Here is a 26521-nt window from a genome sequence, read left to right on the forward strand (position 1 = left end):
CTCTAAACCATGAGAATGAATAGATTGAATTTTTCGACAGTATTTATGCAACACTAGTGATAAATTATGACTATATTATTATAGATTTCAGCAAGCAGATTATTACTATTCGCTTTCGAGTCACGCCGGTCAGTCGTCTTTTCTTATTTGGATATCATCTGTGATTTTATCATCGTGCTCGTTTTTCAAAGAAAGCACGGCGGCCTTTCCGTCACTCGGAGAACCATCAGAAAAATACATCGGAAACAAGGAAAAAAACAGAACATAAAACGAAAAGTATATAAATTGGTTCCACAAAACCGAATCCTCTAAACGACCAGAATAAATGAGCCAATTAACGATTACTATACTTGTAAAATTAAAAATTGAGCCGCCAAGATATATAATCATATTCGTTAGACGATTATCATATCTTAACGATTTAAATTCACATGCTCCATTCCAGAAATAATATTTCCTTACTTCAATTCTCCAAAACGAAAACAAGTGTTTTCCGCAGCCGATGACGAGTTTCTTTTCAGTCCCTCCAAAAATAGACACAAAAAAAATATGGCCACTCAAATGGATAAACGTTACAACCGGGAGAATTAAGAAAAACGAAACGAGAAATTTCAGGACCTCAAACATACTAAGCATGAAGAAACTCCCCCTTTAAACGCATGTAGATGTATTGGTAGTCGTGCTTCATTAAAGGACGCTATTTTGATACCCGGGATGAAGCTATAATAACTAGCAATATTTCTCAAGCCGCCATATCGATTTATTCGAAAATTTCGATGATTAGCAATAAGCCTTATTGGTTGAAGCGTATATTTCATTAGTGTTAAGGTTGTCTTGTTGCTTTTAATCCCAAGCTTACAGATTTGTCTGCTAGTTCCCCGCAATGAATCCATGTGCTTAGTTGTTCACAGTTGAACAAGGCTGCTAATTAAACATATTTAGATATAGAAGAAAGCCTTCTCTTAGGAATAAAAAATTCCACTATAACCAATCATTTAATAAATAACCCAGGTTAATTTTTAATCGATATATGAATACCGGGTAACTAGAAACGGAGGATATGAATGAAACCTAACGTAGAAGTAAGGGATGTTTCGAAGATTTTTGGGAAATCCCCAAAGGCTGCGATCGACCTTTTAAAGAAGGGGCTTTCTAAAAAGGAAATTTTACAAAAGACCGGTCAAACTGTCGGGGTAAACAAGGCTAACTTTGAGATTTATCCCGGTGAAATTTTTGTGATTATGGGATTGTCTGGTAGTGGGAAGTCCACATTAATCAGGATGTTTAACCGGCTGATCACGCCGACTTCCGGTGAAATTCTGATTGACGGCGAGGACATTCTGAAAATGAACGCCGAGAGATTAAGGGAGACAAGACGAGAGAAGATCAGTATGGTCTTTCAAAATTTTGCTCTTTTTCCTCACAAGACGATTCTCGAAAATGCCGAATACGGGCTGGAAATTCAAAAAGTACCAGCGGCAGAACGAGCGGAAAAAGCATTAAAATCTCTGGAAGTTGTCGGATTAAAAGGCTATGAGCATCAGTATCCCGCACAGCTTAGCGGCGGAATGCAACAGCGCGTTGGATTAGCAAGGGCTCTTGCCAATGATCCGGAGATCCTGCTCATGGACGAAGCCTTCAGTGCCCTTGACCCGTTAATTCGCCGTGATATGCAGGACGAGCTTTTAGAACTGCAGGAGAATCTGAATAAAACGATTATATTTATTACTCATGATTTAGACGAAGCGTTAAGAATCGGTGATCGAATTGCCTTAATGAAAGACGGAAGTATTATTCAACTGGGTACTCCGGAAGAGATTATGATGAATCCGGCCAATGAATATGTAGAACGATTTGTAGAAGATGTTGATTTATCGAATGTTCTGACTGCTTCACATGTAATGAAAAGAGCGGAAAGAATTTCAGTCGACAGAGGCCCCCGGGTTGCTCTGCAAATTATGAAGGAGCAAGGCTACTCAAGTATTTTCGTCGTTGATAGAAAGAAAAAATTGTTGGGGGCTATTACAGCTGAACAAGCTACACAGGCCATTAAAGAAAGCCTAACCATTCAGGATGTCATGACTAAGGATATCCCTTCAGTAGATGAAAATGTTATTATCTCTACAATATTGGATGAGATCGCAACCTCAAGTTCACCACTTGCGGTTGTAGACAACGAAAACAAATTAAAGGGAATCATCATTCGTGGCAGTGTCATTGGTGCGCTTGCCGGTAATAGAGATTTCTTAAATGATATAGGAAGTGATTAAATGAATATACCACGAATTCCTTTGGGATCATGGACTGATCGGCTTGTTGATTGGATAACAGCTACCTTCGGCGGGTTGTTTGACTTTTTAACAGCTCTCATTGAAGGGACACTGGCTATATTCGTTAATGTGCTGAACGCCGGTCCCTCAATTGTCTTAATACTAATTCTGACTTTATTGGCATTATACACAAGCAGATGGACACTTGGAGTTTTTACTTTGATCAGTCTGCTGCTCATTCAGAATCTCGGTTATTGGGACGCTACAGTTGATACTCTAGCACTTGTTCTTTCATCGGGACTCATAACGATTTTGATTGGGATACCAATTGGGATTTGGGTATCACAAAGTGATACAGCAAAACAGATCGTAACACCAATATTGGATTTTATGCAGACAATGCCAGCCTTCGTCTATTTGATTCCATCCATTTTGTTTTTTGGAATTGGCGTTGTGCCAGGTATTATAGCTTCGGTTATCTTTGCAGTTGCTCCCACGATCCGATTGACGAATTTAGGCATTCGTGAAGTTCCTCGGGACTTGATTGAAGCCACGGAAGCATTTGGTTCAACAACTAGCCAAAGACTGTTGAAAGTCCAGCTTCCATTGGCTGCACCAACAATTCTTGCCGGTGTAAACCAGAGTATTATGCTCTCCCTTTCAATGGTTGTAATCGCTTCTCTAGTTGGCGCACCAGGGCTCGGTGCAGAAGTATATCGGGCAGTGACTCAGATTAAAGTGGGTCAGGGTTTCGAAGCCGGATTATCGATCGTTATTATCGCGATTATTTTGGACCGCATTTCACAAAACCTTAGAAAACCCGCCTATTCCCACATCATAAACCCGAAGATCGTATTCGGAATCATCGGTGCTGCTTTTATAATCATGTTTGCTTACTTTGGATTTTTAGAAGGAAATCGTGATGAACAAGCCGCTAATGACCATGTCGGCGCTCAGGTCGATTATCAAATCACCGGCATTGATCCCGGATCCGGATTAATGAAAGCTACGGAAAAAGCCATGGAAGATTATGATTTAGAAGATTGGACGCTTCGGGAAGGTTCGTCTGCAGCAATGACGGCTGAGTTAAAGAAAGCGTATGAAAAGGAAGAACCGATTATCATCACAGGTTGGACGCCGCACTGGATGTATCAGAAGTATGATTTGAAGTATCTGGACGATCCGAAAGGCTCCTACGGTGAAGGTGAATCGATCCATACGGTTGTAAGAAAAGGACTTGAAGAAGAGGCACCTGGGGCTTACCAAATACTTGACCAGTTTTATTGGGAACCTAGTGATATGGAAGAAGTTATGGTGGAGATTCAAGAAGGTGCTGATCCTGAAACAACAGCTCAAAACTGGATTAATTCCCATAGCGAAGTAGTCCAAACATGGATAGAAGGCGCTCAGCAAGGCAATGGCCAAGAAATCGTTATTGTTTATGTTGCCTGGGAATCAGAAATTGCAAGTACCAATGTTATCAGTGAAGTTTTAGAACAGCAGGGATATAACGTCAACATGAAACAGGTTGAAGCAGGCCCAATGTTTGCCGGAATTGCCGATGGAAGTGCTGACGCAATGGTTGCAGCATGGTTGCCAACCACCCACGCTGATTATTTTACACGTTATGAAGATGCTTTGGTTGATCTCGGAGCGAACCTGGAAGGAACCAGGCTGGGGTTAACCGTTCCAGAATACATGGAAATAGATTCAATCGACGATTTAAAGTAATGATAGAGAAGGTATCCTTTTAAAGGATGCCTTTTTTATTTAAGTCCTCGCCTCGCATTAAATCTAGCACTGGATAAACCAAAAAGAATCGTTTTCTCCCCTCCATTTCCAAAAGAATGATTTAGAGCAATTTCACATCATTCCACTAGAATTACAAGTTATAACCTACACTAATGAGTTTAGTACTTTAGGTACTACAACTAACGGGATATCCCGCTAATACTTTATGTGTAAATTTCACTTTCGACAAAAAATCCCCTGGATTTGTATATAGTATTTGAAATATTATGATAAATATAAAAGTGAATGCGTGTTCATTCATTTTCGGTACAAAACCATACTTGGAGGTATTATGGATGAATGTTTTCAACTTACTTTCTGTTGAGTTTGCAAAGCTAGCAGCAAACAAGGCGCTTCTTTTTTCCATTATTGCCGCTTTACTTGTACCTGTTGCCTATGGAGGGATTCTCCTCTCTGCTGACTGGGGCCCTTATGACAATCTGTCAAACTTGCCGGTTGCCGTCGTCAATAATGATAAAGGAGCGATGTCGGAAGATGAACCGATCAACGTAGGAAGAGAATTGGTGGCGAATTTGAAAAAAGGAAAGCAGTTAGGCTGGAAATTCGTCGATTCGGCAAAAGCGATGAAAGGACTACAGAATAATGACTTCTATATCGTCATTGTGATACCCGAAGATTTTTCCCAGCGCGTGACAACCGTCCTTGATCCAAATCCCAAAAAGCTTGAACTAGAATACATCCAAAATGAAGGACTTAACTTCCTCGCCTCACAAGTTACCAGAACCGCTACTGAAAGAATTCGCGAGCAACTGGCAAATACAATCACCGAACAATACGTTACATCCGTCATGGGTGAGGTTGCCGATGGATTTGAGAAAGCAGCCGACGGATCGGCCCAGCTTGCTGACGGAACAACACAGCTTCATGACGGAACAACTGAATTACAGCAGTCCGTCACTGAAAAATCGCCAGACATCGCGAGGCTGGCCGATGGCGCGAATCAGCTTAAAGGAGGAACAGGACAGCTCGTAAATTCCCTTTCTTCCAAGCAAGCAGATATTACAAAGCTGGCAAATGGCACGAAAGAATTAAAAAATGGTACTTCCCGTCTGTTAAAAGGATTACACGATAAATCCGGTGATATTTCGCGGCTCGCTAATGGAGCAAAGGAGCTGCATAATGGTATGGTAAGCCTGAAAGGCGGAACCTCGCAAATATTAGCTGGATTGCAGCGGGCCGAGGCTGGCAGTACGAAGCTTAGAGCCGGCATCGAGGGCCGTTTAGTACCCGGCAGTGCGAAGGTAACAGATGGTGCTGTTAGGCTCGCAGATGGGGCCGTCCAATTGGAGGCAGGAATTAAGGAATATCAAAACTTTAATGTTACGACAAAACTGGATCCTAACTATCAAAAAATAGTAGAAGGGGCCGAAAAAATATTAGCAGGGGCAATTTCTGTAAGGGATGGCTCAACGCAAATCTCTAACGGACTCGCTTCTACGGCAGCTCCTGGAGCAGTAGATCTGAACGAAGGAATTAAAAAGCTGTTAGCCGGTCAAATACAGGTTGATGATGGAGCAGCGAAGCTGGAAGCAGGAGCAAAACAAATTGCTGACGGGAATGCCGCAGTTAACAATGGGTGGTCGGAACTGACAAATGGTGTGACTGCCCTGGACAAAGGGGCGGGCCAAATCTCCGATGGGAATGCTAAAGTAGACGAAGGTTGGAAAGCGCTTACAACTGGGGCGTCTAAAATCAATAACGGAATGGGCCAAGTAAGCAATGGTACCACCAGTGTGAATGAAGGCTGGGGAAAATTGGCTGATGGCACTACCAAGCTAAACGATGGAGCCGGAAAAGTGAATGATGGAACCCAGCAACTCGCTTCAGGGCTGAAGGATGGAGCAGAAAAAACGGGCAGACTGAAAACTGGAGAAGAAAATGCCGGCATGTTCGCCGCCCCGGTTGAACTGGTCAGCGATAAAATTAACGGATATGAATATTACCGTGATTCGACTGCTCCATATATACTGACACTTGGTTTGTTCTCCGGCATCTTGATCATGTCGATGTTTATTGATTTTAAAAGGCCGCCATTCGTATCTAGCGTCCGCTGGTTCGCAGTTAAATTTATGCACTTGGGCTCATTGGCCATCGTTCAAGCCATTTTACTTCTCAGTGTTGTTCTTTTAGGCCTGAAATTGCATGTGACCAACCCGATTGGATTGATTGTATTTGCGCTCATAGCCAGCGTGACGTTTTCAGCAATTGTGCTCTTCCTTGCCGCATTCGGAGGAAACATTGGCCGCTTTATCGCTTTAGTGTTCATTATCTTGCAGCTCTCCATTACCGGCGCAAACCTGCCGATCGATATGCTGCCTGAAACGTATAGAAATGTAAGCGCATACCTTCCGTTTACCTATTCAATTGCCGGGTTTAAATCAGTGATCTCTTTAAATAGTTTCGGCTCGGCACTTGTAAACGCCGGAATGCTGCTTATATTCCTTGTCATTTTTGGTTTGTTGTCATGGGTCGCAATTTTTATAAAAAAGAAATATCAACAACAAGATTCTGACATGGCAGCAGAAACGGTAGTCTAAAAATAGGGACGGACGCCAGACATGATGGCGCCGTCCCGTATATTTTTATAAATGGGCAAAACTTAAATATCAATTAATTTTGTTATTTCACATATAAACTACAGTGAGTGATGGAGGTTATCAAAAAATAATGTATTTGCAATGAATGCATTTACCAGGTTTTTTCAAAGGGATCCTGATAGAGCTTCAGTTTTTTCAATGTTCGGTGTACACTTTTAAAACTTTCTCGAGATCTTCCATGTGGGCGACTTGCAAGAGCTGGCGTTGCCGGTTCGTTTCAATCACCAAAATGCCGTCTTCTGACAGATTCATATTTTTCACGCGGTCATAATCAGAATAAAAATTTCCATAAAAATATCCCTGTTCTTTAAATCTTGCTTTTGGCGTTCGAAGCAATACGAAATAAAGAATAATCGCTGCATAACCTGCCAACAAATACGTAACCATATCATTGCCGCCGCTCACGATGTTGGAGACAACCAGAATGACCAGCAATATTGCAAAAATAAGCTGATCCGCCAAATTGCGTTTTTTTAAAGGAACAGTAAGAATCGTCTTTCCTTTTAACATCGGAATGACGAGGGAGTCATATACAATATACGCAAGCGATAGTGCAATCAAAGCCAATAATATTCCTTCTGTGATAGACATTAGGCCTTACCTCCTCACTTCACATTTTAACATATAGAACGAGAATCGCAGCGATGCCGATTCTCGTTCGTTACCGTTGCCAGCCATGATGGCGTGGCATTTTTGTCCATTCTATTTAGCCAGGAATCCGCCCCAGTATCCAACAATACCAAGTGCGAAAATACCGAGTATGATCCACAATGGATTGACTTTTTTCTTCAGTAGCCACATACATACAAAAGTTAAAAGCAACGGCAAAAGACCAGGCATTAACTGATCCAAAATACTTTGAATTGTTGTTGTTGTTACTTCACCCGTTTCAGGATTCTCAATCTCGGAAACAACTAATGGTATTTTCATGGATGTCCATTTGTTAACCAGCGCTCCCATAACGAATAGACCGAGAATCGATGCACCTTCTGTCAGCTTTTGAAGCAGGTTGCCTCCCATGTCGGAAACGACGTTGGAGCCTTTGTGGTAGCCGTAAGAGACACCCCACCATCTAACACCAAGACGAACAGCATTGAACAACACAAAGAACAAAAGCGGACCTAAAATATTGCCGGACATGGCAATCGATGCACCAAGCGCGGCAAATATCGGACGCACCGTACCCCAAAAGATCGGGTCGCCAACACCAGCAAGTGGCCCCATCAAACCTACTTTAATACCGTTGATGGCTGCATCTTCGATTTCTGCGCCATTTGCCCGCTGTTCCTCCATCGCAAGGGTCACGCCTAAAATCGGGGCTGATGCAAATGGCTGGGTATTAAAGAATTCATTATGCCTCTTCATTGCTTGCTTCCGTTCTTCGCTGCCTTCAGGATACAGGCGGCGGATCGCAGGCGCCATGGCGAAAGCGTATCCTAAAGCTTGCATCCGTTCAAAGTTCCAGGATCCTTGAAGTAAGTTGGAGCGAATGAAAACCGCACGCAAATCACGCTTTGTCAGTTTCTTTTCACCTGTATCAGGTGCCATCACATTCGTTTCAGTACTCATTTTGCGTTCCTTCCCTTCTTAGTCTAACTCATCGTCAAGATCGTCGTCATACCCTGAAGCTGCTCTGTCACTTGACGCGAATGCGACTTTATTGTATTTCGGGCTTAATTGAATATACACGATCGCCATGACTAAACCGAGTACGCCCAGGGCAACCAAGTTAAATTCGGTGTAAGCGGCAATAACAAATCCAACGAAGAAGAATGGCATCAAGTATGGTGCTTGCATCATATTGATTACCATCGCATAACCGACAACAACAATGATACCTCCGGCAACATTCAATCCGCCTGTTACAACATCCGGAATCGCATCCAACATGTTCCTGACAGCAGAAGTTCCGACCGTTACGACAACAAGGAGAGCAGGAATCGCAATACGCATCGCTTGCAAGAGCAACGCACTTATATGAAGCAAATCCATCCCTCGCAAATCTCCTTTTTCTGACATTCTATCAGCTCCATGCTGGAACCCAACAGTAATGGTACGGACCAGGATCGTCAGTACCTGACCAGCTGCAGCAAGTGGAATCGCCAGAGCGATACCTGCACCGATATCTTGCCCCCCTGCAATAACAAGGATAGTAGAAATAATCGATGCTAAAGCAGCGTCAGGCGCAACGGCTGCTCCAATGTTCATCCATCCGAGAGCAATCATTTCGAGAGTACCGCCAATGATAACGCCGGTTGTTACATCCCCTAATACCAGACCAATTAACGTACATGCAATCAGCGGACGGTGGGTCTGAAATTCATCAAGGATTGACCCCATCCCTGAAATACAAGATACGATGAAGACTAGGATAATTTGTATTACAGAAACATCCACGATTTTTCCCTCCTTAGAGTAAATAATGTGAAAAGAAGTGCAGATTTTTAACCATTCTTTAAGCAGTTGACTTATCTAATAGGCAGGTAAAACGGTTACAATATTTCAGTCGCTCGATATGCCGGCAACCACCTCCTTAATGAGTCTCAAGGTCATAAACCAAAGTACTCCAGAAGTCTATCGACTAACACCGTACTGGAAGCTCGTCTGTTGTCGCAAGGTAATCAGGAAACCATCAGTCACTTTGTCATCCGTATTAGCTTCATACCCGTACATGTATGCGTCCGCCCCAGGTTCTTATTTGCCAGCTTGCAGCTTGTCTAAAAGCTGAATAATTGCCACTTTATTGTCCGCGGCCACTTTGCGAATTTCCAATTCAATGTTGCGGGCGGCCAGTTCGCGAAATGCTTGAATGTCTTTTTCATCAACCGATACGGCATTGGTAATCATCGTTTTGCCTTCTTTGTAAGCAATCCCGCCGATGTTTACAGATTTAATGGGGACACCTGCATCAACCAGGCGCAGTACGTCGGCCGGGTTTGTGAACAGGAACATAACTCGGTCATTTTCATATTTCGGGTTGTTGTACACGCGAATTGCTTTGTCAATGTCCACGACACTGGCTTTTATCCCAGGAGGTGCCACTTGAGTGAGCAAGGTCTTACGGACCGTATCATTTGCCACCTCGTCACTGACTACAATAATCCGGCTAACGCGGGCCTCTTTCGTCCAAACAGTTGCCACTTGTCCGTGAATCAAACGGTCGTCAACACGTGCTAATGCGATAATCATTTTATAATTCCTCCTCTGATTCTTCAGTTATAACTAAGCTTTTTCTTAAGGACTTAACACCCATGCTACCTGCATTTAAAGCCGTGTCCACCAGCTCATCAAATCCCAGCGACGATCGCATCGCCAACGTTTCCAGAAGCATCGGAATGTTTACCCCTGCGATTACATCATAATCAGGTTTCGGCAAAGCAATTTGGCTTGCAGCATTATACGGGCTGCCACCGAATAAATCGACCATAAACAGGACGCCTTCAGCGGTATCAAGATTAGACAATTGTTCATTGAATTTTTTAATCAATGTATCTGTATTTTCACCAGGAACAAAATCGATAAAGGTAACATTTTCTTGCGGGCCGATGATCATTTCGGATGATCTTAATAATTGTTCTGCTGATGCTCCGTGTGTCCCAATGATAATGGCAGTTGTCATCGTTCGACCTCCTTTTTCATCTTTCAACAATAATACTTGCAAGTTTCATGCCAACTTTCTGTATCAAATTAATACTCCTATCATTCAAGCATTCTCTTTTTATTTTGAAAATATATTGATACACTATTAATAAATCTTTAATACTCAAAAAGTGTTTTTGATGTCAACAAAAGAACACTGTCTTAAATAAGATTGATCTGGTTGATTCATTTTAATTATTGCGCTCTATTCTTTTCTTTGAATAAGCTAAAACGCCGCCCTGATTTAACCACGATTGTTTGATGATTTATGTATATGCTTAAAGTTTATTCAAAAAGCCCCTGCTCCCATTAAAATCGCCATCATTATGTATATACACAAAATAAGACTGCCAAAAAGGTCGAAACAACCTTCTGGCAGCCTTACGCTGGATATATCAAATTGCCCGTTGTCCTTCGATTTGTTTATCTACTATATCAACCAGGTAATACAGTTCATCATCTGTCAACGAAAGATTAATCTTGTCCTTAAATACTTGTGCCACCGCTTTAAAAGCTTCTTTTTTTGTTTCCTGCTCATCTGTAACGTCCGAAGTATAACTGAGGCTGTCGTGTATTACCGCACGCTCAAGTGCACATCCAATATGCAGGCTCAGATTAATTTTTGTCGCGTTACTAAAGGAAAAAGCGATGAGTTTTTCTATATTTTCTACAAATTCGAGGATCGTCCCGATCACTTTTTTTGGATTCAAATATGTTAAAAACTCATTTAAGCTTTCTTTACTCATTTCACGTACCATCACTTCCGGCCGCGGATTTGAGGGAATTAAATGGCGATTTTGGATCAAGTTCATGAATTGCGCTTCCCCGTCGCCTACAAATAGTGATTCAATCGGAATAAACGGCACATGAATTTTCGGGTCCACAATTCCGACGGTCAAAAGCACATCATAACTTTCCAAGTAGTGATCAATGCTGTGTTCAACTTCATTTATTGGCAGAGGTATGACCTTAATTTCACTTTTACCAATGTTGCGAAGCAATTGCTCTATAAATTGTTTCAGTTTCTCCGCAGTTCCTTCCCCGGTCGAGCAGACAGATAATATAGCGAGCGGCTTGTTCAGCATCAGGGTTTCCGCCTGTTCTACCTGGTAAATTCCGTAACCTTTAAAATCTTTCAGAGAGTCATAAATCTCATCCAAATCCATGGCCATGATCGTTGCTTTCCGAACAGCTTCAATCACAAGCGGCGTCGAAACCATATCCAGTGTTCGAGTCTGAATACCTGTATCGTTCGTGATGACTTGGCCGAACCCTGTCAGCGAGCCCATATCGACTAGTAGCAAAACACCTTTCCCCATATCTATTTCTCTTACCCGCTCGCGCATTTCGTCCAGAATTTCTTTTGGACTAAGATCCAGCGGCATATCAATAAAGTCTATATTCGTTTCTCCAAGCAATTTTTTGACGACTGTGACCATGCTGCTTGCTGTACTGCTGCCATGCGCTGCGACAAGAATTGCTACATGCTCAGCCTTTTGATCCTTTAACAGCGAAGTAAGGATAATCGTCAAATACATAGCCTCCATCCCGGGGACAACGATATGGAATCGTTCCTCAATCAGGCTACAGATTTCCAGAGACAACTGATACTCCTTCGGCCTGTCATTGATGACATTTTCGATATTTGTATAACCCGCTAATTTTTGCGTTTTCGACCTTTTTAAAAACGAGGTGAGATGCAGACTGAAAGCAAGCAGGAAGCGCTCCGTTACCTTTTGTTTTAATCGCTTTTCAACCAGATCCTGTACTTCCTCGCTGAAAGTCAAAATGTTTTCGTCAACAATCTTTAAAATTTTCTCTCGATTGAGCGCATTGCTGGAAAATTTGTTGTAAAACTTGTTCAAGTGGATATCAATATCCAGCTTCAAAAATCGGTTGATGTCATCATCCGATACCGCTTGCTCCATCATAAATGCAACTTTATCTTCAATAATACTGTATAAATTAAAGTCCGGTTCATAAGGGTCTTCTTCAAACAGAGCTTTATTATTCCCTTCCGGATATATCATCAAATTCGGCTCCAGCATCTGGGACAACTCCTGCATTTCCTGCCGGCGCCTGCTCAGATAAAAAAGGCCATTTTTGATTTCCGGAGGCAGCCGTTTAAATTCGATTGTGATGACTTCTTCATTTAAACAACGAAGAAAGCCATTGGCGCAGACAAGCTGAATATTTGATTTCAGCTGTCCAACGTTTCCAAAAGTAGTGTTGCCAATCAATGCTTTCATAACTTCAGCATCAATTTTAATCGATTTTTGGACGCGGTTTGCCTCATTGGCCAATAAAAATTTTAAAATATCAATCTTGTCTATTGGCAGGCGTTCTTCAAAGGACGGGATGCTGATCAATATCGGGATGCGGCGGACAAAGGTTTTAAGCAAGGAAGATTCCGGGTCTTCGGTTGTCGCACCAATGATCATGACATTGGCTTTATGCTTCCGCTCCGTTTCTCCCAGGCTGCTGTATGTCCCGGTGTCCATAAAATAAAAAATCATTTCCTGGCCCTCAGGGGGAAGGCGGTGGATTTCATCGAGAAACAGGATACCTCCATCGGCCTTGGCGACCAGTCCTTCTTTATGGCTATCCGCTCCCGTGAATGCCCCTTTCACATGGCCGAACACATGGGACAGCAAAAGCTGAGGGTTATTATAATAATCTGCGCAGTTGAATACGACGAACGGGGTATCTTCCGTGTATGGGCCGGCATGTTTTGCATAGTTGAACATCATATTGGCAAATAGCGTTTTCCCAACCCCGGTCTGGCCGACAATCAATGTATGCAGGCCGTGAGGCGGATACAAAACGGCTGCTTTCGCTCTCTCCACCTGAATGCGCAAGCTCGTTTTTGCCCCGATCAAATCGTCAAATGGGCTCGGTTCCTCCTCTGTATCGATTTGCGATAATTTCGGTTCCCCAGGCCGAAAAGCTAAGATGTTTTCCATGCTTTCATACTCGTAAATATCATTCGGCAACTGAGACTGTATCAACTTTTCAATACAGTCCTTCACGAGGTAACGGACCGGGCGGCCTTTAATCTTGATAATCATGTTTTGGCGCAATAGTTTGTTTAATTCCGCGCTCACATTGTTTCTGAGAATATCTAAATGATCCGCGATATCTGAAGCAGTGAACCCCTCCATACGGATAAAATCATCGAGCTTTTTACCATCAGACTGTTCGACTAAATAAGCATAAATTTTATCGATACGCTTCATAGGAAATCCCCCCTTTTTTCGAATACACTACATAAATAGTATCATGAATGTATTCGCTATCAATATTAATTTCATGTCAAGCTTGCGAACTCTTCTCAGAAAATCCAAGGAAAGTGCGCAATTGGTCATCGAGTTATTTCGGCAAAATTCCCCGTAAAAACCGCTCACATCATATACATACACCAAGATATGGATAAATTATTAAATAAAGGGGCAAGTTAATGATAAATCTGGGAAAGTCCATTAAATTCAGGAGGGTTCTTAATATGATGGAGCTTCACGAAAACATGGAATTCGAAATGAAAAGCGGCTTTATGCCAAACCTCAGCAACTCAGACAGATTAAAGATTTTAGAAGTGACACAAGGAAGCATAGTAATAAAAATGGATAATTCGAATTACCGAGGAGTTTTTCCGAGGGATAGCTTTCAATACTGGATTAAAAAAGGTTCGTTAGTACATGTAGGTGACAATAAGAGACAAAGTTCGTAGGTTGATGGCGCTGGTTAATACCAGTGTTTTTTTCTATAAGATCATTTAGTACGTTCATCTCACAAAAGAACCAGCCCGCTCCGGTGTCTCTTTCACTCATAGAAAAGAGGATCCGGGTCAATGGAGTAGCTCCAGGACCAATTTGGATCCCATTAATTCCTTCCTCATTTTCAGCAGAAGACGTCAAAACGTTCGGCACCTGCACGCCAAAAGTGCCTATAAACTGGGCTGGCCAGCAGCCATGGCAGCTGGTTTAATTTTTATTTCCAGAATTACTCTACAACCTCAAGCGTGACATCGATATTCCCTCTCGTTGCTTTTGAGTATGGGCAGAAATCATGAGCTTTATGAACAAGCTCTTCTAATTTTGCCTTATCTATATCCGTTCCTTTTACCTGCAACGTTACCGCAAGTTTGAATCCGTCATCAGCTTCGTCTTTTAACAGGCTGACATTTGCCGTCACCTCGGATTCAAAGCTGACACGTTCCTTCTTGGCCATAAATTGTAACGCTCCGTCAAAGCAGGCAGCGTACCCAGCCGCAAAAAGCTGCTCCGGATTTGATGCATCAGGTAATTGCTTCGCTCTTGGAGTCCCTGGCATGGCAAGATCTTTTTTAATATTACCATCAGACGACTCAACTCTTCCTTCCCTTCCTCCAACAGCAGTTGCCGATGATGTAAACAATGGTTCAGACATGAAATTCCCTCTCCTTCACCAGAAATTTTTTTACAGAGCCTATATAAGTGTTCTCTCAAAGCCCGGGTGTTATTTACATTCTTTACTAAAGCATTAAATCCTTTGTAAATATATTCCCGCAGAAAAAAAGCGCAAACCACATCAACCAGTTTACACCTTGATTATGATTGGATTTAACAAGTCAAAAAAAAATATCGATCCAGATCTTAAATGCGGTTGCTGCTATTAGCACAGCTAAAATTACTTGCAGGATTTTCGTATTAATTTTTTTTCCGGCCATTGCTCCGAGTGGTGCCGCGATGATACTAGCGACAACCATAATGAACGCGGGATAAAAAGCCACTTGCCCGGTTATGATTTTTCCGGCCGTTGCCCCGATCGATGAAATAAACGTAATCGCCAACGAAGAAGCAATCGTCATTCGTGTTGGAATTTTCAAGACCACTAGCATAATGGGCACTAACAGGAACGCCCCTGCTGCACCGACAATACCTGATGCGATACCTACTATTAATGCCAAAACGGCTGCGAGTCCCTTGTTAAAATTGACGTGGTCAAGCGGAATACTATCAAGATCTTTTTTCGGTATAAACATCATAATGGCAGCTATTAGCGCCAGAATACCATAGACGATATTTATCCCGTCTTCCGGCATCATCCTGGATCCATAACCACCGACTAAACTTCCGATTAAAATGCTGGCACCCATATGCCCAATTAACGATTTATTTAAATATCCGCCTTTGCGATATGCCCAGACCCCGCCGATCGTGGCGAAAAATACTTGAATAGCACTAATTCCCGACACTTCATGAGCGCTAAATCCCGCCAGACCAAATAAAGGCGGAATGTATAAAAGCATTGGATATTTAATAATCGAACCGCCAATGCCAAGCATTCCGGAAATATAAGAACCAATGAAACCAATAAGAAAAATCGTCACTATAAAGGCAATTTCCACTCCTGATACCCCCTTCAAGAAAAGGGAACCAGCTCCTGGTTCCCTCTTTGCATTAACTCTTTTTAATCCAAAACTTGAACACTCCATTATCTTCTCTGGCCTCTAAAAGCTGATGCCCTCCTGCATTCGACCATGCAGTCAGGTCACTCTTTGCCCCTTTATCGGTCGCATGGATTTCCAATACCTGGCCAGCCGCCAACCCATCAAGAGCCTTTTTCGTTTTTACAATCGGCATTGGACAAGCCAATCCTGTTGCATCTAGAACTTTATCTGATTTCATAAGCGATCTCTCCTTAAAACTCATATCCGCGGAAAAGTGGGATTTATCCGCGGAAAAGTGGAATTTATCCGCGGAAACGTACGGTTTAACGTATCGCACAGCGGTTTGGGCCAATTTCCATTTCACGCTGCTTTTCTTCGTCCGGATGGATTTTCCCCATGTTCGTTTGGCGAATTTCTTGATAAGCATTTGGCTGAGGGGGCAGGTTTTCGGTAACGATTTTTCGAAACTCCGCTTCATCCTCAATGCTTAACCCGTGGTTTTTAGCAAACAATACTCCTAATTTTTCAGAAACACTTCCATCGGCATTCAATTCTTCGTTAACCATAAAGTGAGCTGGCAGGACAATTAATTCAGTAGATAATTCCTTATAACGCTTATAAAGTGATTCCCGTAGATCTTGCACCCAATCATCGGCCATTCCGGCGAGGTCCGGTCTCCCAATCGAATCAACGAACAAAATATCACCTGACAGCAAGAACTTTTCATCGACAATAAACGATGTCGAGCCAATGGTATGGCCTGGGGAGTACAATGCATGTATATTGATGGCCGAGTTTCCGATATTCACATGGTTGTCGCCTTCCAAAGGCTGGTATTCAAATGTGACTTCAGCTGCATCCTTTGGCGGTAACCAGTAGGTGGCATTCGTTGTTTCAGCAATGATTCTTCCGCCTGAAATATGATCCGCATGAAGATGCGTGTCAAATACATGCGTGATATGAACGCCGAGGTTTCGGGTAAAGTCTAAATACACATCTGTCATTCGGGTAGCATCAACAACGGCTGCTTCTCCGTTTGAAACAATCATATATGACAAACATCCCTTCCCGATTCGAACAAACTGATAGATCTCTCCTCCACCATTTAAATCGCCGACCTTAACGGGTTCTAAATGTTCACTCCATGCCTTCATACCACCCTTAAGGTAAAAAACTTCACGTCCAGCTTCTGATAGCATTTCAGCGATCATGATGGACGAACCTTCTTTGGAGCACACTACTAATACCTCTATGCCTGCAGGCAGCTGGTCAATTATTTCTTCAACCCCGTCGAGTAGTTCAAAGTAAGGAATATTTAGGTATGCAAAATTCTCACCTTCTATTTTCCAGTCTTTAAAATCGGTTTGATTTCGAACGTCCAGTATAAATAACTTTTCTTTCTTGATCACTTTTTGTGCCACTTCTTGCGCGGTCATAATATTTACAGTCATTTCACATACTCCCACCCGTATAATTTTTGTTAAGGACTTCAGAAATTTATGCTCTTTGTGTTGCCCGTCCATTTGCTCATGCCCGGTACAACATTGACAACTTTTTTAAAACCTTTTTCTGTTAGTTTTTGTGCGGCAAAATCGCTGCGGCTTCCTGTCCGGCATACAACATAAATTTCATCATCTTTGTTTAGCTCATCTAAACGACTTTCCAAGTCCCCTAAAGGAATGGAAATAGCCTCTGGAATATGATTAAAAGCATATTCAGCCGTTTCTCTCACATCAACTACGACAATCACCGCGTCTGCCTGCAGTTTTTTCATAAGTTCTTCATTATGGGCGACAATGGGATGTTTTGCTTCGTGTGACGTCTCTTCACCTGATGATTTTCGTAAGTAGTGCTTTAACATTTCTCCTTCTTCAATCGTCCCTAAATACTGATGGCCAGCGCTCTCTGCCCATGCTCTAAGATCCGCCTTCGAGCCTTTGTCAGTTGCTTGCACTTCGAGGACTAGACCGGCTTCAAGCTGATTGATAGCTTTTTTTGTTTTTACAATAGGCATTGGACAAGCCAGCCCTTTTGCATCTAACATCATATCGGCTTTAATCATTGTTACCTCCTGCATCGTTATACCCACCGCGGTATTTAATATCATAAAATTTTTTAACTCCGTTTTTGGGGTTATGTTTTCCATCAATTCGTCCACCTTGTGCGATAATTATAAACAGCGTATTCCACCTATTACATTTGTTGTCTTCTTAAATAAACAAGTTGACATTACCTTTCTCAGCATCTCCCAAGTATGCGGCTACACCTGCATATTCGATATCATCCAACAGTTCTTCTTGTTGAAGCCCCAATAAATCCATCGTCATTGTACAAGCAACTAATTTAACATCTTGTTCTTGCGCCATTTCAATTAATTGTGGCAGCGTAAGGGCATTATGCTTATTGATTACATCCTTAATCATTTTCGGTCCAAAACCGGCAAAATTCATTTTTGAAAGTCCCATCTTATCTGCGCCTCTCGGCATCATTTTTGCAAACATTTTTTCTATAAAACCTTTATTCACCTGAATATCTTCATCTTTACGTAAAGCATTCAATCCCCAAAACGTATGGAAAATCGTGACCTCATGGTCATATGCAGCAGCACCGTTTGCAATAATGTAAGCAGCCATTGTTTTATCGTAATCGCCACTGAACAGTACAATGGTTGTCTTTTTCTTTTCAGTCATTTTTATTCCTCCCGCAAATTCTGTTTTACCCCTATGGGTATGTTATGATCGAAAAAAATTTTTCGCTTTCAATGATATAATAATACCCCAGTGGGTATTATATTATTAAAAATAAAAGAGGGTGTCAACCCTTTTTATTCTATCTGCTCCTCACAAGTAAATTTACTGCTTCCTTCACTAATGCCTCAGTGTTTTCTCCGTTTTCATTAGCTTCCCGTACACATTCTACTAGATTGGAGCTAACTATTACACCTATTGTTCGGTCAATTGCCGATCTGGTAGCAGATAATTGCGTTATGACATCTTTACAATCTTTATTTTCTTCCATCATTTTTAAAATACCCCTTAACTGTCCTTCAATCCGCTTTACCCTATTTTTAGTCTGGTTATCAAACTCCATATTTTAACCTCCTATTTGCGTGTTATTGTTACAGCCACATTCTGCTAGCGCATACCCGATTACCTTGAATCCCTTTTTGCGCAAAATTCGCACTCCAATATTCTTCTCCAGCTTATCGGAAGCGAGCACATGGACTTCCCTACGGGGTACTTCCTGAAAAAATCTATTTAAATACGCAACGGGAATATTGAGAGCACCATTCACGGGATCTTTTGCAGCAACATTGTAGTCCCTTAAATCTAATATTACCTCCACCTTGTTACCGTGCTCAACCTTAATATCTTTGCAAGGTACGCCGAATACCGGAAAATAGCTTCTATAAATAAACAGAAATAGAATTGAAAGTAACACTATTAATACGTAAAGCATCATATCCACCTCTTGTTATGGAACAAACAGAATCACATTCCTCATATTATACCCCAACAGGTATATTGTCAAAATTAGTGCTTGCAAAAAAACAATTGTTTTCAAAAAAATTTTTCAATGTTCATTCAGAATATATCCCTTAACTGTCCCATTCAGAACGACTTAAGCCATATCGATTCCCAACTTACAGATTTCTATTGACAACGATGATAGCAATTGCCCTATTAGGACATAATTTTAAAAAGACTCTTAACAAATGAGGTGATCATTGAACCGAAAAGTCATCATTACCCTTAGTGTTATTTTCATAATATTTATGGCTTCATTATTCACTTTTTTCTCATAAAAGGAGATTCCTCCCGCTGGCAGGTAGCGCTCGGAGAGTTGTGGCGAGTGCATTGCCGCTTCTGCCTCTGTTGATGAAAAATAATCCTTTGAATATTCCGCTCATCGCGGGCTAAACGAAAAGTCTAATAAACGAGGTGTAATAATGAATCGAAAAATCGTCATGCTGCTTAGTTTACTCTATGTCCTGTTTATGGCTTCTTTATCTGTTTATTATTATAGTACCGGTGAGTCATATAAATCGATAGTCGCGATTGGCGGTATTATCTGCGGCGCCATCCCGCTCTTACTCAGCCTTTTTACCAAACTTCATTTCAATCTGCCGATTATCATTTCCTATTTACTCTTTCTCGTTGGCTCTCAATATTTAGGTTCGATTTTAGGATGGTACGAACTGGGCTGGTGGGACACATTTTTACATTTTATCAGTGGAGTTATTCTCGCTTTTACGGGTATTGCATTATATGAAAGGCTGGTACACAGAAGTGCCGGTAAGCATATCTCACCCTGGTTTATATTCCTGTTCACCCTGTCTTTTTCCGTATTCGGAGGTGTCGTCTGGGAAATTTATGAATTTAGCGGCGATCAATTGTTCGGAATGACGTTACAAGGCGGGGGCAATAAAGATACGATGATGGATTTAGTTTCTGATACCGCTGGAGGACTTCTTATTGCAGCATTGGCAGGTATTCGTACAAAAGTAAAAATCAATAAGGGGAAATAGATTGTATTAACAAACCGGGACACGGATTCGTCGATACCCTGCTTTTTAGTCATGTCCCCTCGGGTGGCCATCGAAAAAGGAGATCAGTAATGGAATCTATTTATACGACTTCGATGCGAACGCTATTAGGTTTTGCCGTTTTACTTTTTCTAACGCGGATTCTTGGAAAGAAACAATTAAGTCAAATGACTTTTTTTACATACATTACTGGAATAGCCCTTGGCAATATTGCAGGGGATATGGTTGTCCACAGGGATATTAAAGTCATCGATGGGGTAACCGGACTCGTTGTCTGGGCACTCTTAACCATTATAGTCGAGTACATAAGCTTAAAATCTTCCATAGCGAGAGTCATTTTGGACGGTGAACCGTCCATTATCATAAAAAAAGGGAAAATATTAGAAAAGGCGATGGCGTCAAATAAACTAAATATGGATGATTTAACTATGCTGCTTCGGGTTAAAAATATTTTTTCGACAAGCGAAGTGGACTATGCAATCCTGGAACCAAATGGCCAGCTAAGTGTTTTGAAAAAAGCAGAACACGAACCGGTGACCCGACAAGACTCAAAAATCATGATAAAACCACGGCTGTATTTGCCCACAGAATTAATTGTCGATGGACGCATCGTTAAGCGAAATCTAACAGAGTTAAATTTGACGGAGGAATGGCTGCGAAATCAATTAATCGCTAGTGGAATACAATCGGTTCAACAAGTTTTCTTTGCGGAATTACAGTCTGACGGAAGTATTTTTATTGATAAAAAGTTGTAAACGAAAACTGCAGGGTCGATGGCACTAGTTCATAACCAGCGGTTTGTGATGTTCCGTTCTCATCATGGCTGCTGTGCCCATCATAAGTATAACGGCATCATACTGAGGAAACATAAAGAAAAAAGGCTGGGAACAACATGGATCAAATTAATCAATTCATAAGTGACTTAGCACATAATTATATTCTGATTGTGGCAGCTGCCATTTTGTTTTTTGCGGGTAAAGCAGTTATCGGTTACTTCACTTACAAACATTATGACCGCAAATTTAGGGATATTGAAAACAAACTTGATCAATTAATGCGAGACAAGTGAGTTACTGAGTATTTTTGATCATTATCACAAGCATAAAAGAGCAACCAAAAGGCTGCTCTTATTTAACGCAGGAAGTTTTCACGGTTGACTGCCACTAGATCATGGGCCAAACCTACATGGTTTAAAAACTCATGCGCATCCATTCCCATTTGGAAACGGTCTAATTCCTCGTTGTTCAATGTTAAATCTCTCTCGAAGGATCTGCCCTCAATGGGTCTTAGTACACCATTTTCACCCGGCATGGTTTCTCACCTCCTAACTATAATGTGCGGAGTAAATCAGATAAAATCACAGGGAGAATTAGGGAATGACATCACTGTTACGTCGCATACCACATGTTAGCTGAACCACTAACGCTGTTCAAATGATGGCTCATAAATAATCCGCCTTATACAAAAACAGCTTTACGAAAAGTTTTTCTTGACTGTATGCATTAACAACTCGGTGACTACAAACTATAAACAGGGGCTTACGCACAGAAAGGAGGGAGACGGATGGCAAAGGACCTCGGGATTCATGAAACCCTTGAATTACATGAGTTGTTAGTATTTAAAAATACATGTTTGACCAAATCAGCAACACTTAGTGGTATGGCTCAAGATAACGAGCTAAAGCAAATTTTAGCGGCGGATGTAACTGCATCAAAATCAGAAATTCAGCAGTTGCAAGGCTTTCTATCTTAGAGAAGGAGGGAAAAGGTATGAGTGGACAAACGAACAAACCGACAGATCTTGCCGTCGCAACAGAATTTTTGGTTACTGCAAAATCTGGCATTAAAGCATATGCGCAGGCGATCACAGAAACTGCTACGCCTGAGGTAAAAAATGCGCTTCGCGACCAGCTGATGAGAGCAATCCAAACCCATGAACAAATCAGCAGTTACATGATATCTCATGGATACTATCATCCACATGATGTTCAGGAACAGATAAGACTCGATATAAGTGCATCACAAGCAGCGATCAACATGACACAATCGTAGTCAACCAGATGTTTTATTACGACCAGGAAACAATAATAATGGCGCATTCCGCAAAAGGAGTAGATTTCTTTGACCACATATATGGGAGTTCATGAAAGCTTGGAGCTTCATGAGTTATTGATGTTTAAAAATATATGTTTAACCAAATCGTCAACGATGTCTGGTTTAGTTCAGGACGAAAAGCTTAAAAACCTATTATCGAAGGATGTTTCAAAATCAAAAGAGCAGATCCAGCGCTTACAGGAATTTATAACAAATAGGAGTGAAAAGTCTTGAACGAATTCATGAAAAATATGACCGGGATGGAAGCGATGAATGAGCAAGTCATTGCAACAGATTTGTTGTTCGCAACCAAATCGGAAATCAAAATGATGGCAAGAGCAATTACGGAGTCCGCCACCCCGGAAGTAAGGGAAACGTTAACGCAATATTTAAATGACTCCATTGATAAACACCAGGGAATTACAGACTATATGGTTTCAAAAGGTTATTACCATCCTAATGATATGTCGAAGCAACTTAGCATCGATTTACAAGCTGCTCAAAAAGCTACCAACAATGCTCAATCAAACAAATAAAAGTTCTTTTGGATGTGAAAGCCCACGCAATATGCGTGGGTCATTCACTAATACTTTGGCTAGCTCTCTCTGCTTAAAGCTATTGACGAAAATCTTCCATGCAATGCGTAATACACTCCAATACCTAAGCTCACAAGAATTGAGCAATAGAAATATAAACGGCCTAGTTCCATTTTTGTAGCGATGAGCCCTACAAGGAAGGAACCAACACCAAAGCCCAGGTCAAATATCGACAAAAATGTCGCCGTGGCAAGGCCTCTATTTTTAACAGGTGCATTTTGAATCGCAATGGTTTGCAGGCTTGGGAAGACGGTTCCCCAGCCAAGGCCAATGAGCCCCGCTGACAATAGAAACATAAAGGCTGTCGTCGAAATACTTAATAAATACGTCCCAATCGCAAAGCATAATATCCCCGGATAGATAATCTTATTTCCCCCATATAAATCAAACCACTTTCCGGTAAAAGGTCTTGATAGTAGCAGAACAACCGCATAGACAACGAAGAAATAGCTTGATGCTTCAACTAAACCAATTTCCTTCGCATAAACAGAGACAAACGCAATAATGGTTGCATACACTAGCGCAAAAAAGGCTGAAACAAGCGCAATTGGCACCGCCGAAATCTCAAATAAACTCTTGAAGCCCTTGTTCTTGTTGCGCTCTATCAGTTGATCTGTTGCTGACCTCTCAGGAAGTTTTACGAATAACCCCGCAATAAGCGCGAACAGGGAGCCAAGCAAATTAATGGTGAACATCACATTTGCCCCTGCGTATTGCATGACAGTTAAACCGAGAAAGGGACCAATCACCATGGCGAGGTTTAGCGTTAGACCATAATACCCCATGCCTTCCCCCTTTCGGGAATCGGGGATGATGTCGGCAACAATTGCTCCCGCGGCTGTTGTTGCCATTCCAAAACCAATGCCATGCACAAAACGAAGCACCAGTAATGCTGTCATCGAGTGCGGAATAAAATACAACGCTGAAGACCCAAATAGAATGATTAGTGAACTTAAAAAGACAATCCTCTTCCCAGCTTTCCCAATCCATTTTCCAGCAAACGGGCGAGTAACAATCGCAGCGATCAGAAATATCGCAATAAGAAGACCAACTGCCGTTTCCTTACCATGTAAGTCTTGTAAAGCGTATAAAGGCAAAGTAACTAGTAAATAATAAAATGTTGCAAATGTGAAAAAATTAGCAGCTGCAACACTGATAAAACTTTTCGTCCATAAACGTTGATTCACAAACTGTTCCCCCATTTTATCCAAAGTATAAGAATCCTTCCGCGAAGTTTCTCCCGTGGTCATCATGTCTAAGATCCATACTTTTTTCCAACCTAAGTATCATAGCATAACTATAATTAGACGAGTATTTGCTTGCTCATTGCGCACGGAGAAATATCACGAGCAACGAAAAAATAACATCGTACAACACCCCATAAGCCAGCAGCCTCGCCATATGTACAAAGAGTTTGGTGTCATATTATTGTTGGACAATAGCCTCTACTAAATAAACTTATTTTGTTACTCCGTTTAATATTTCACATGCAGAATATGCTTATCATCTAGTCAATTATTTAACCAATCCCCCCTAAATATTAAACATTTACAAACTTTATTAAGTGTTTGTTGCTGTATGTAAAAATTGAGGAAAGCACATTGAATGCTGTCTTTTATACTTTTAGAATTGAGTTGAAATAATTTTTAATTGGAGGTAATAATCTATGAAAAAATGGCTGGTGTGTTTTATCCTTACTGTTATTATGATCCCTATTTCAGTAATTCCTGCCGCTGCTGAGGAGAATAACAGGCAGTCGCAAAAACCAGAGAGTGTTTTACCTCTTGCAAGAGCTCACGCTCATAACGATTACGAGCATACCCGTCCGCTATCTGATGCACTGCAGCATGGTTTTACCAGCGTTGAAGCTGACGTCTGGCTTGTTGACGGGGAACTTCTTGTTGCACATGATAAGGAAGGAATTCGTGCCGGTCGCACATTAAAATCACTTTATCTTGATCCATTGAAGGCGATAGTCAAGCAGAATAATGGAGCGGTTTATAAGGAATATAAGCATGAGTTTATTCTATGGATCGATATTAAATCAGAGGGTGAAGCAACTTATCGTGCTATCGACGAGCAGCTCCGCGCCTATAAAAGTATGCTTACGAAATTTGTCCCTTCAGAAGTAAAACCAGACGCCATCACTGTTTATATTTCTGGAAATCGTCCACGAGCTTTGATGGAAAACCAGAAAGTCCGCTATGCTGCATATGATGGTCGAATGAGCGACCTTGGTTCAGATACTTCAAGTGAATTTATTCCAGTGATCAGCGATAACTGGACAAAGCATTTTACTTGGCAGGGTGTTGGGGAGATGCCAAACGATGAACGCGAAAAATTATATTCGATCGTTTCAACAGCACACGCGAACGGGCAGAAAGTTCGCTTTTGGGCTACGCCAGATCTCTCAACACCTGCACGTGAGGCTGTTTGGAAGGAGCTATTAAAATCTCAGGTCGATTTCCTTAATACTGATGATTTGGCGGGTCTTGAGGAGTTCCTTAAGAAACATGATCCACAACCGTCTGAACCTCACATCACCTTTGAAAACAACAGTGATAAAGAAGAGCATGGAGACGATTAACGCCATAGGGTCTCTATTAAAAACAAGGCTTCCGGTATTCTAACTGGAAGCCTTTGTGTATTTCACCTATTCACTACGAAAGAATTATCTAACCTTAGATGAGAATAGAGGCGTAATCACGGAAAATGAAAAATGATGCTTGCAAAAACTAATAACGTTAGTTATTATAAAACTAATGATGTTAGTTTTTGTTGAAAATATCCATAGGAGAGGGTATATGATGCGGATGACTCGCGAAAAAACTGTTTTCCAATTGACGTTTCTGCCGGTTTTTTTTCCCGTTAATTGTTTTTTGGTAGAGGAAGATGAAGGTTTGACTTTAATTGATGCTGCACTGCCATACAGTGGGAAGGGAATTCTGAAGGCAGCCGATAAAATTGGAAAACCGATTATTCGAATTTTGCTTACACATGCACATGAAGACCATGTTGGTGCACTTGATGCTCTCAAAATAGAGCTTCCCGATGTGCCCGTGCATATTTCCAGCCGGGATGCCCGCTTGATGGCCGGAGACCGGACGATTGACCCGAACGAACCGAATGCCCCAATCCGTGGCGGAGTCCCAAAAAAACTAAGGACCCGGGCGGATATATTGCTCCATGATGGTGAACAGATCGGTTCGTTGCTTGCCGTAGCCGTGCCGGGACATACCCCGGGTTCAATGGCGTTCCTCGACACTCGAAATCATGCCTTAATTGCAGGAGATGCCTTTCAAACAAGGGGCGGTATTGCGGTATCGGGGCAGCTGCGGCCATTGTTCCCATTCCCTGCAATGGCAACATGGAATAAGCACGCAGCGCTGGAAAGTGCGCGCAAGCTGCAGGGCTACCGGCCGTCCTTATTAGCCGTAGGGCACGGACAGATGCTGTTGCAACCGGGAGCCGAAATCGACCGTGCAATTGCTGCAACCGAACAGAGTCTTGATTACCATCAACAGAAAAGGAGCAAATGAC

30 protein-coding genes and 1 pseudogene are annotated in these 26521 nt (G+C 41.7%); 14 read left to right on the plus strand and 17 right to left on the minus strand.

Features of this window, described 5'->3' with window-relative positions:
- Positions 1-129: 129 nt before the first annotated feature.
- Positions 130-636: a hypothetical protein gene (locus CVD23_RS07370; RefSeq protein WP_101575485.1), complete on the minus strand. Its 507-nt coding sequence runs from the start codon at positions 634-636 to the stop codon at positions 130-132.
- A gap of 428 nt (positions 637-1064) precedes the next feature.
- Between CVD23_RS07370 and CVD23_RS07375 the strand changes: the two genes are divergently transcribed.
- From CVD23_RS07375 to CVD23_RS07385, 3 genes are all read left to right on the plus strand, one after another.
- On the plus strand, positions 1065-2270 hold the full coding sequence (locus CVD23_RS07375) for a quaternary amine ABC transporter ATP-binding protein (protein WP_101575486.1): 1206 nt from the start codon (positions 1065-1067) through the stop codon (positions 2268-2270).
- Positions 2271-4001, plus strand: coding sequence for a glycine betaine ABC transporter substrate-binding protein (locus CVD23_RS22705; protein WP_101665620.1), 1731 nt, complete (start codon positions 2271-2273; stop codon positions 3999-4001).
- Between the two features lie 356 nt (positions 4002-4357).
- Positions 4358-6619 carry a YhgE/Pip domain-containing protein gene (locus CVD23_RS07385; protein WP_180955590.1) on the plus strand — a complete coding sequence of 754 codons (2262 nt, stop codon included), beginning with the start codon at positions 4358-4360 and terminating at the stop codon, positions 6617-6619.
- Positions 6620-6814: 195 nt separating this feature from the next.
- On the opposite strand, the gene CVD23_RS07390 is transcribed toward CVD23_RS07385, so the two are convergent.
- The 6 genes from CVD23_RS07390 to CVD23_RS07415 all read right to left on the minus strand — a co-directional run bounded on the left by CVD23_RS07390 (position 6815) and on the right by CVD23_RS07415 (position 13554).
- Complete coding sequence (locus CVD23_RS07390) at positions 6815-7270, minus strand: DUF986 family protein (protein WP_101665622.1); 456 nt, start codon at positions 7268-7270, stop codon at positions 6815-6817.
- A 111-nt stretch (positions 7271-7381) separates the two neighbouring features.
- Complete coding sequence (locus CVD23_RS07395; protein ID WP_245917273.1) at positions 7382-8227, minus strand: PTS mannose transporter subunit IID; 846 nt, start codon at positions 8225-8227, stop codon at positions 7382-7384.
- Between the two features lie 39 nt (positions 8228-8266).
- Positions 8267-9076 carry a PTS mannose/fructose/sorbose transporter subunit IIC gene (locus CVD23_RS07400; protein ID WP_101575491.1) on the minus strand — a complete coding sequence of 270 codons (810 nt, stop codon included), beginning with the start codon at positions 9074-9076 and terminating at the stop codon, positions 8267-8269.
- A 297-nt stretch (positions 9077-9373) separates the two neighbouring features.
- Entirely contained in the window at positions 9374-9868 is a 495-nt protein-coding gene (locus tag CVD23_RS07405; protein WP_101575492.1) for a mannose/fructose/sorbose PTS transporter subunit IIB, read from the minus strand.
- A gap of 1 nt (position 9869) precedes the next feature.
- Positions 9870-10298 (minus strand): mannose/fructose/sorbose PTS transporter subunit IIA, encoded by a 429-nt coding sequence (locus CVD23_RS07410; protein WP_101575493.1) that lies wholly within the window; start codon positions 10296-10298, stop codon positions 9870-9872.
- 415 nt (positions 10299-10713) lie between these two features.
- Entirely contained in the window at positions 10714-13554 is a 2841-nt protein-coding gene (locus tag CVD23_RS07415; RefSeq protein ID WP_101665623.1) for a sigma 54-interacting transcriptional regulator, read from the minus strand.
- A gap of 266 nt (positions 13555-13820) precedes the next feature.
- Between CVD23_RS07415 and CVD23_RS07420 the strand changes: the two genes are divergently transcribed.
- Both CVD23_RS07420 and CVD23_RS22820 read left to right on the plus strand, forming a co-directional pair.
- Positions 13821-14045 carry a hypothetical protein gene (locus CVD23_RS07420; protein WP_245917267.1) on the plus strand — a complete coding sequence of 75 codons (225 nt, stop codon included), beginning with the start codon at positions 13821-13823 and terminating at the stop codon, positions 14043-14045.
- Between the two features lie 92 nt (positions 14046-14137).
- Positions 14138-14296: pseudogene (locus tag CVD23_RS22820) on the plus strand (NAD(P)-dependent oxidoreductase); the annotation flags it as partial.
- A gap of 21 nt (positions 14297-14317) precedes the next feature.
- Here CVD23_RS22820 and CVD23_RS07430 read toward each other — a convergent pair.
- From CVD23_RS07430 to CVD23_RS07465, 8 genes are all read right to left on the minus strand, one after another.
- Positions 14318-14743, minus strand: coding sequence for an organic hydroperoxide resistance protein (locus tag CVD23_RS07430; RefSeq protein WP_101575495.1), 426 nt, complete (start codon positions 14741-14743; stop codon positions 14318-14320).
- A 181-nt stretch (positions 14744-14924) separates the two neighbouring features.
- Complete coding sequence (locus CVD23_RS07435; protein WP_101665624.1) at positions 14925-15704, minus strand: sulfite exporter TauE/SafE family protein; 780 nt, start codon at positions 15702-15704, stop codon at positions 14925-14927.
- Between the two features lie 52 nt (positions 15705-15756).
- A complete protein-coding gene (locus tag CVD23_RS07440; RefSeq protein WP_101575497.1) occupies positions 15757-15984 on the minus strand; it encodes a sulfurtransferase TusA family protein in 228 nt (75 codons plus the stop codon).
- A gap of 85 nt (positions 15985-16069) precedes the next feature.
- Positions 16070-17197, minus strand: coding sequence for an MBL fold metallo-hydrolase (locus CVD23_RS07445; RefSeq protein ID WP_101665625.1), 1128 nt, complete (start codon positions 17195-17197; stop codon positions 16070-16072).
- A 38-nt stretch (positions 17198-17235) separates the two neighbouring features.
- Positions 17236-17808: a sulfurtransferase TusA family protein gene (locus CVD23_RS07450; RefSeq protein ID WP_257988115.1), complete on the minus strand. Its 573-nt coding sequence runs from the start codon at positions 17806-17808 to the stop codon at positions 17236-17238.
- A 148-nt stretch (positions 17809-17956) separates the two neighbouring features.
- Positions 17957-18436 (minus strand): DsrE/DsrF/DrsH-like family protein, encoded by a 480-nt coding sequence (locus CVD23_RS07455; RefSeq protein WP_101665626.1) that lies wholly within the window; start codon positions 18434-18436, stop codon positions 17957-17959.
- 139 nt (positions 18437-18575) lie between these two features.
- Complete coding sequence (locus CVD23_RS07460) at positions 18576-18836, minus strand: metal-sensitive transcriptional regulator (protein WP_101578837.1); 261 nt, start codon at positions 18834-18836, stop codon at positions 18576-18578.
- Between the two features lie 3 nt (positions 18837-18839).
- Positions 18840-19208: a sulfurtransferase gene (locus CVD23_RS07465; RefSeq protein WP_257988117.1), complete on the minus strand. Its 369-nt coding sequence runs from the start codon at positions 19206-19208 to the stop codon at positions 18840-18842.
- A gap of 487 nt (positions 19209-19695) precedes the next feature.
- Between CVD23_RS07465 and CVD23_RS07470 the strand changes: the two genes are divergently transcribed.
- The 3 genes from CVD23_RS07470 to CVD23_RS21885 all read left to right on the plus strand — a co-directional run bounded on the left by CVD23_RS07470 (position 19696) and on the right by CVD23_RS21885 (position 21361).
- Positions 19696-20274 (plus strand): hypothetical protein, encoded by a 579-nt coding sequence (locus tag CVD23_RS07470; protein WP_101578839.1) that lies wholly within the window; start codon positions 19696-19698, stop codon positions 20272-20274.
- An 89-nt stretch (positions 20275-20363) separates the two neighbouring features.
- Positions 20364-21047: a DUF421 domain-containing protein gene (locus tag CVD23_RS07475; RefSeq protein WP_101665627.1), complete on the plus strand. Its 684-nt coding sequence runs from the start codon at positions 20364-20366 to the stop codon at positions 21045-21047.
- Positions 21048-21184: 137 nt separating this feature from the next.
- The gene (locus CVD23_RS21885) at positions 21185-21361 is read left to right on the plus strand and encodes a hypothetical protein (protein ID WP_180955591.1); all 177 of its coding nucleotides are present in this window, start codon (positions 21185-21187) and stop codon (positions 21359-21361) included.
- A gap of 62 nt (positions 21362-21423) precedes the next feature.
- Here CVD23_RS21885 and CVD23_RS07480 read toward each other — a convergent pair whose 3' ends face one another.
- The gene (locus tag CVD23_RS07480; RefSeq protein ID WP_101578840.1) at positions 21424-21603 is read right to left on the minus strand and encodes a hypothetical protein; all 180 of its coding nucleotides are present in this window, start codon (positions 21601-21603) and stop codon (positions 21424-21426) included.
- Positions 21604-21855: 252 nt separating this feature from the next.
- Here CVD23_RS07480 and CVD23_RS07485 point away from each other — a divergent pair, with 252 nt between their 5' ends.
- The 4 genes from CVD23_RS07485 to CVD23_RS07500 all read left to right on the plus strand — a co-directional run bounded on the left by CVD23_RS07485 (position 21856) and on the right by CVD23_RS07500 (position 22921).
- Positions 21856-22044 (plus strand): hypothetical protein, encoded by a 189-nt coding sequence (locus tag CVD23_RS07485; RefSeq protein WP_101665628.1) that lies wholly within the window; start codon positions 21856-21858, stop codon positions 22042-22044.
- 17 nt (positions 22045-22061) lie between these two features.
- Positions 22062-22343, plus strand: coding sequence for a spore coat protein (locus CVD23_RS07490; RefSeq protein WP_101665629.1), 282 nt, complete (start codon positions 22062-22064; stop codon positions 22341-22343).
- An 81-nt stretch (positions 22344-22424) separates the two neighbouring features.
- A complete protein-coding gene (locus CVD23_RS22375; protein WP_101578906.1) occupies positions 22425-22619 on the plus strand; it encodes a hypothetical protein in 195 nt (64 codons plus the stop codon).
- Positions 22616-22921 (plus strand): spore coat protein, encoded by a 306-nt coding sequence (locus CVD23_RS07500; protein WP_101578843.1) that lies wholly within the window; start codon positions 22616-22618, stop codon positions 22919-22921. The genes CVD23_RS22375 and CVD23_RS07500 overlap by 4 nt, the downstream gene beginning before the upstream one ends.
- Positions 22922-22980: 59 nt before the next feature.
- Here CVD23_RS07500 and CVD23_RS07505 read toward each other — a convergent pair whose 3' ends face one another.
- Positions 22981-24183 carry an MFS transporter gene (locus tag CVD23_RS07505; RefSeq protein ID WP_101578907.1) on the minus strand — a complete coding sequence of 401 codons (1203 nt, stop codon included), beginning with the start codon at positions 24181-24183 and terminating at the stop codon, positions 22981-22983.
- 464 nt (positions 24184-24647) lie between these two features.
- Here CVD23_RS07505 and CVD23_RS07510 point away from each other — a divergent pair, with 464 nt between their 5' ends.
- Positions 24648-25568 (plus strand): phosphatidylinositol-specific phospholipase C/glycerophosphodiester phosphodiesterase family protein, encoded by a 921-nt coding sequence (locus CVD23_RS07510; protein WP_219619919.1) that lies wholly within the window; start codon positions 24648-24650, stop codon positions 25566-25568.
- Positions 25569-25788: 220 nt separating this feature from the next.
- Complete coding sequence (locus tag CVD23_RS07515) at positions 25789-26520, plus strand: MBL fold metallo-hydrolase (RefSeq protein WP_101665671.1); 732 nt, start codon at positions 25789-25791, stop codon at positions 26518-26520.
- The last annotated feature ends 1 nt before the right edge of the window (position 26521 follow it).

Source organism: Bacillus sp. V33-4, from assembly GCF_002860225.1.
GTDB classification, from domain to species: domain Bacteria; phylum Bacillota; class Bacilli; order Bacillales; family Cytobacillaceae; genus Bacillus_BJ; species Bacillus_BJ canaveralius.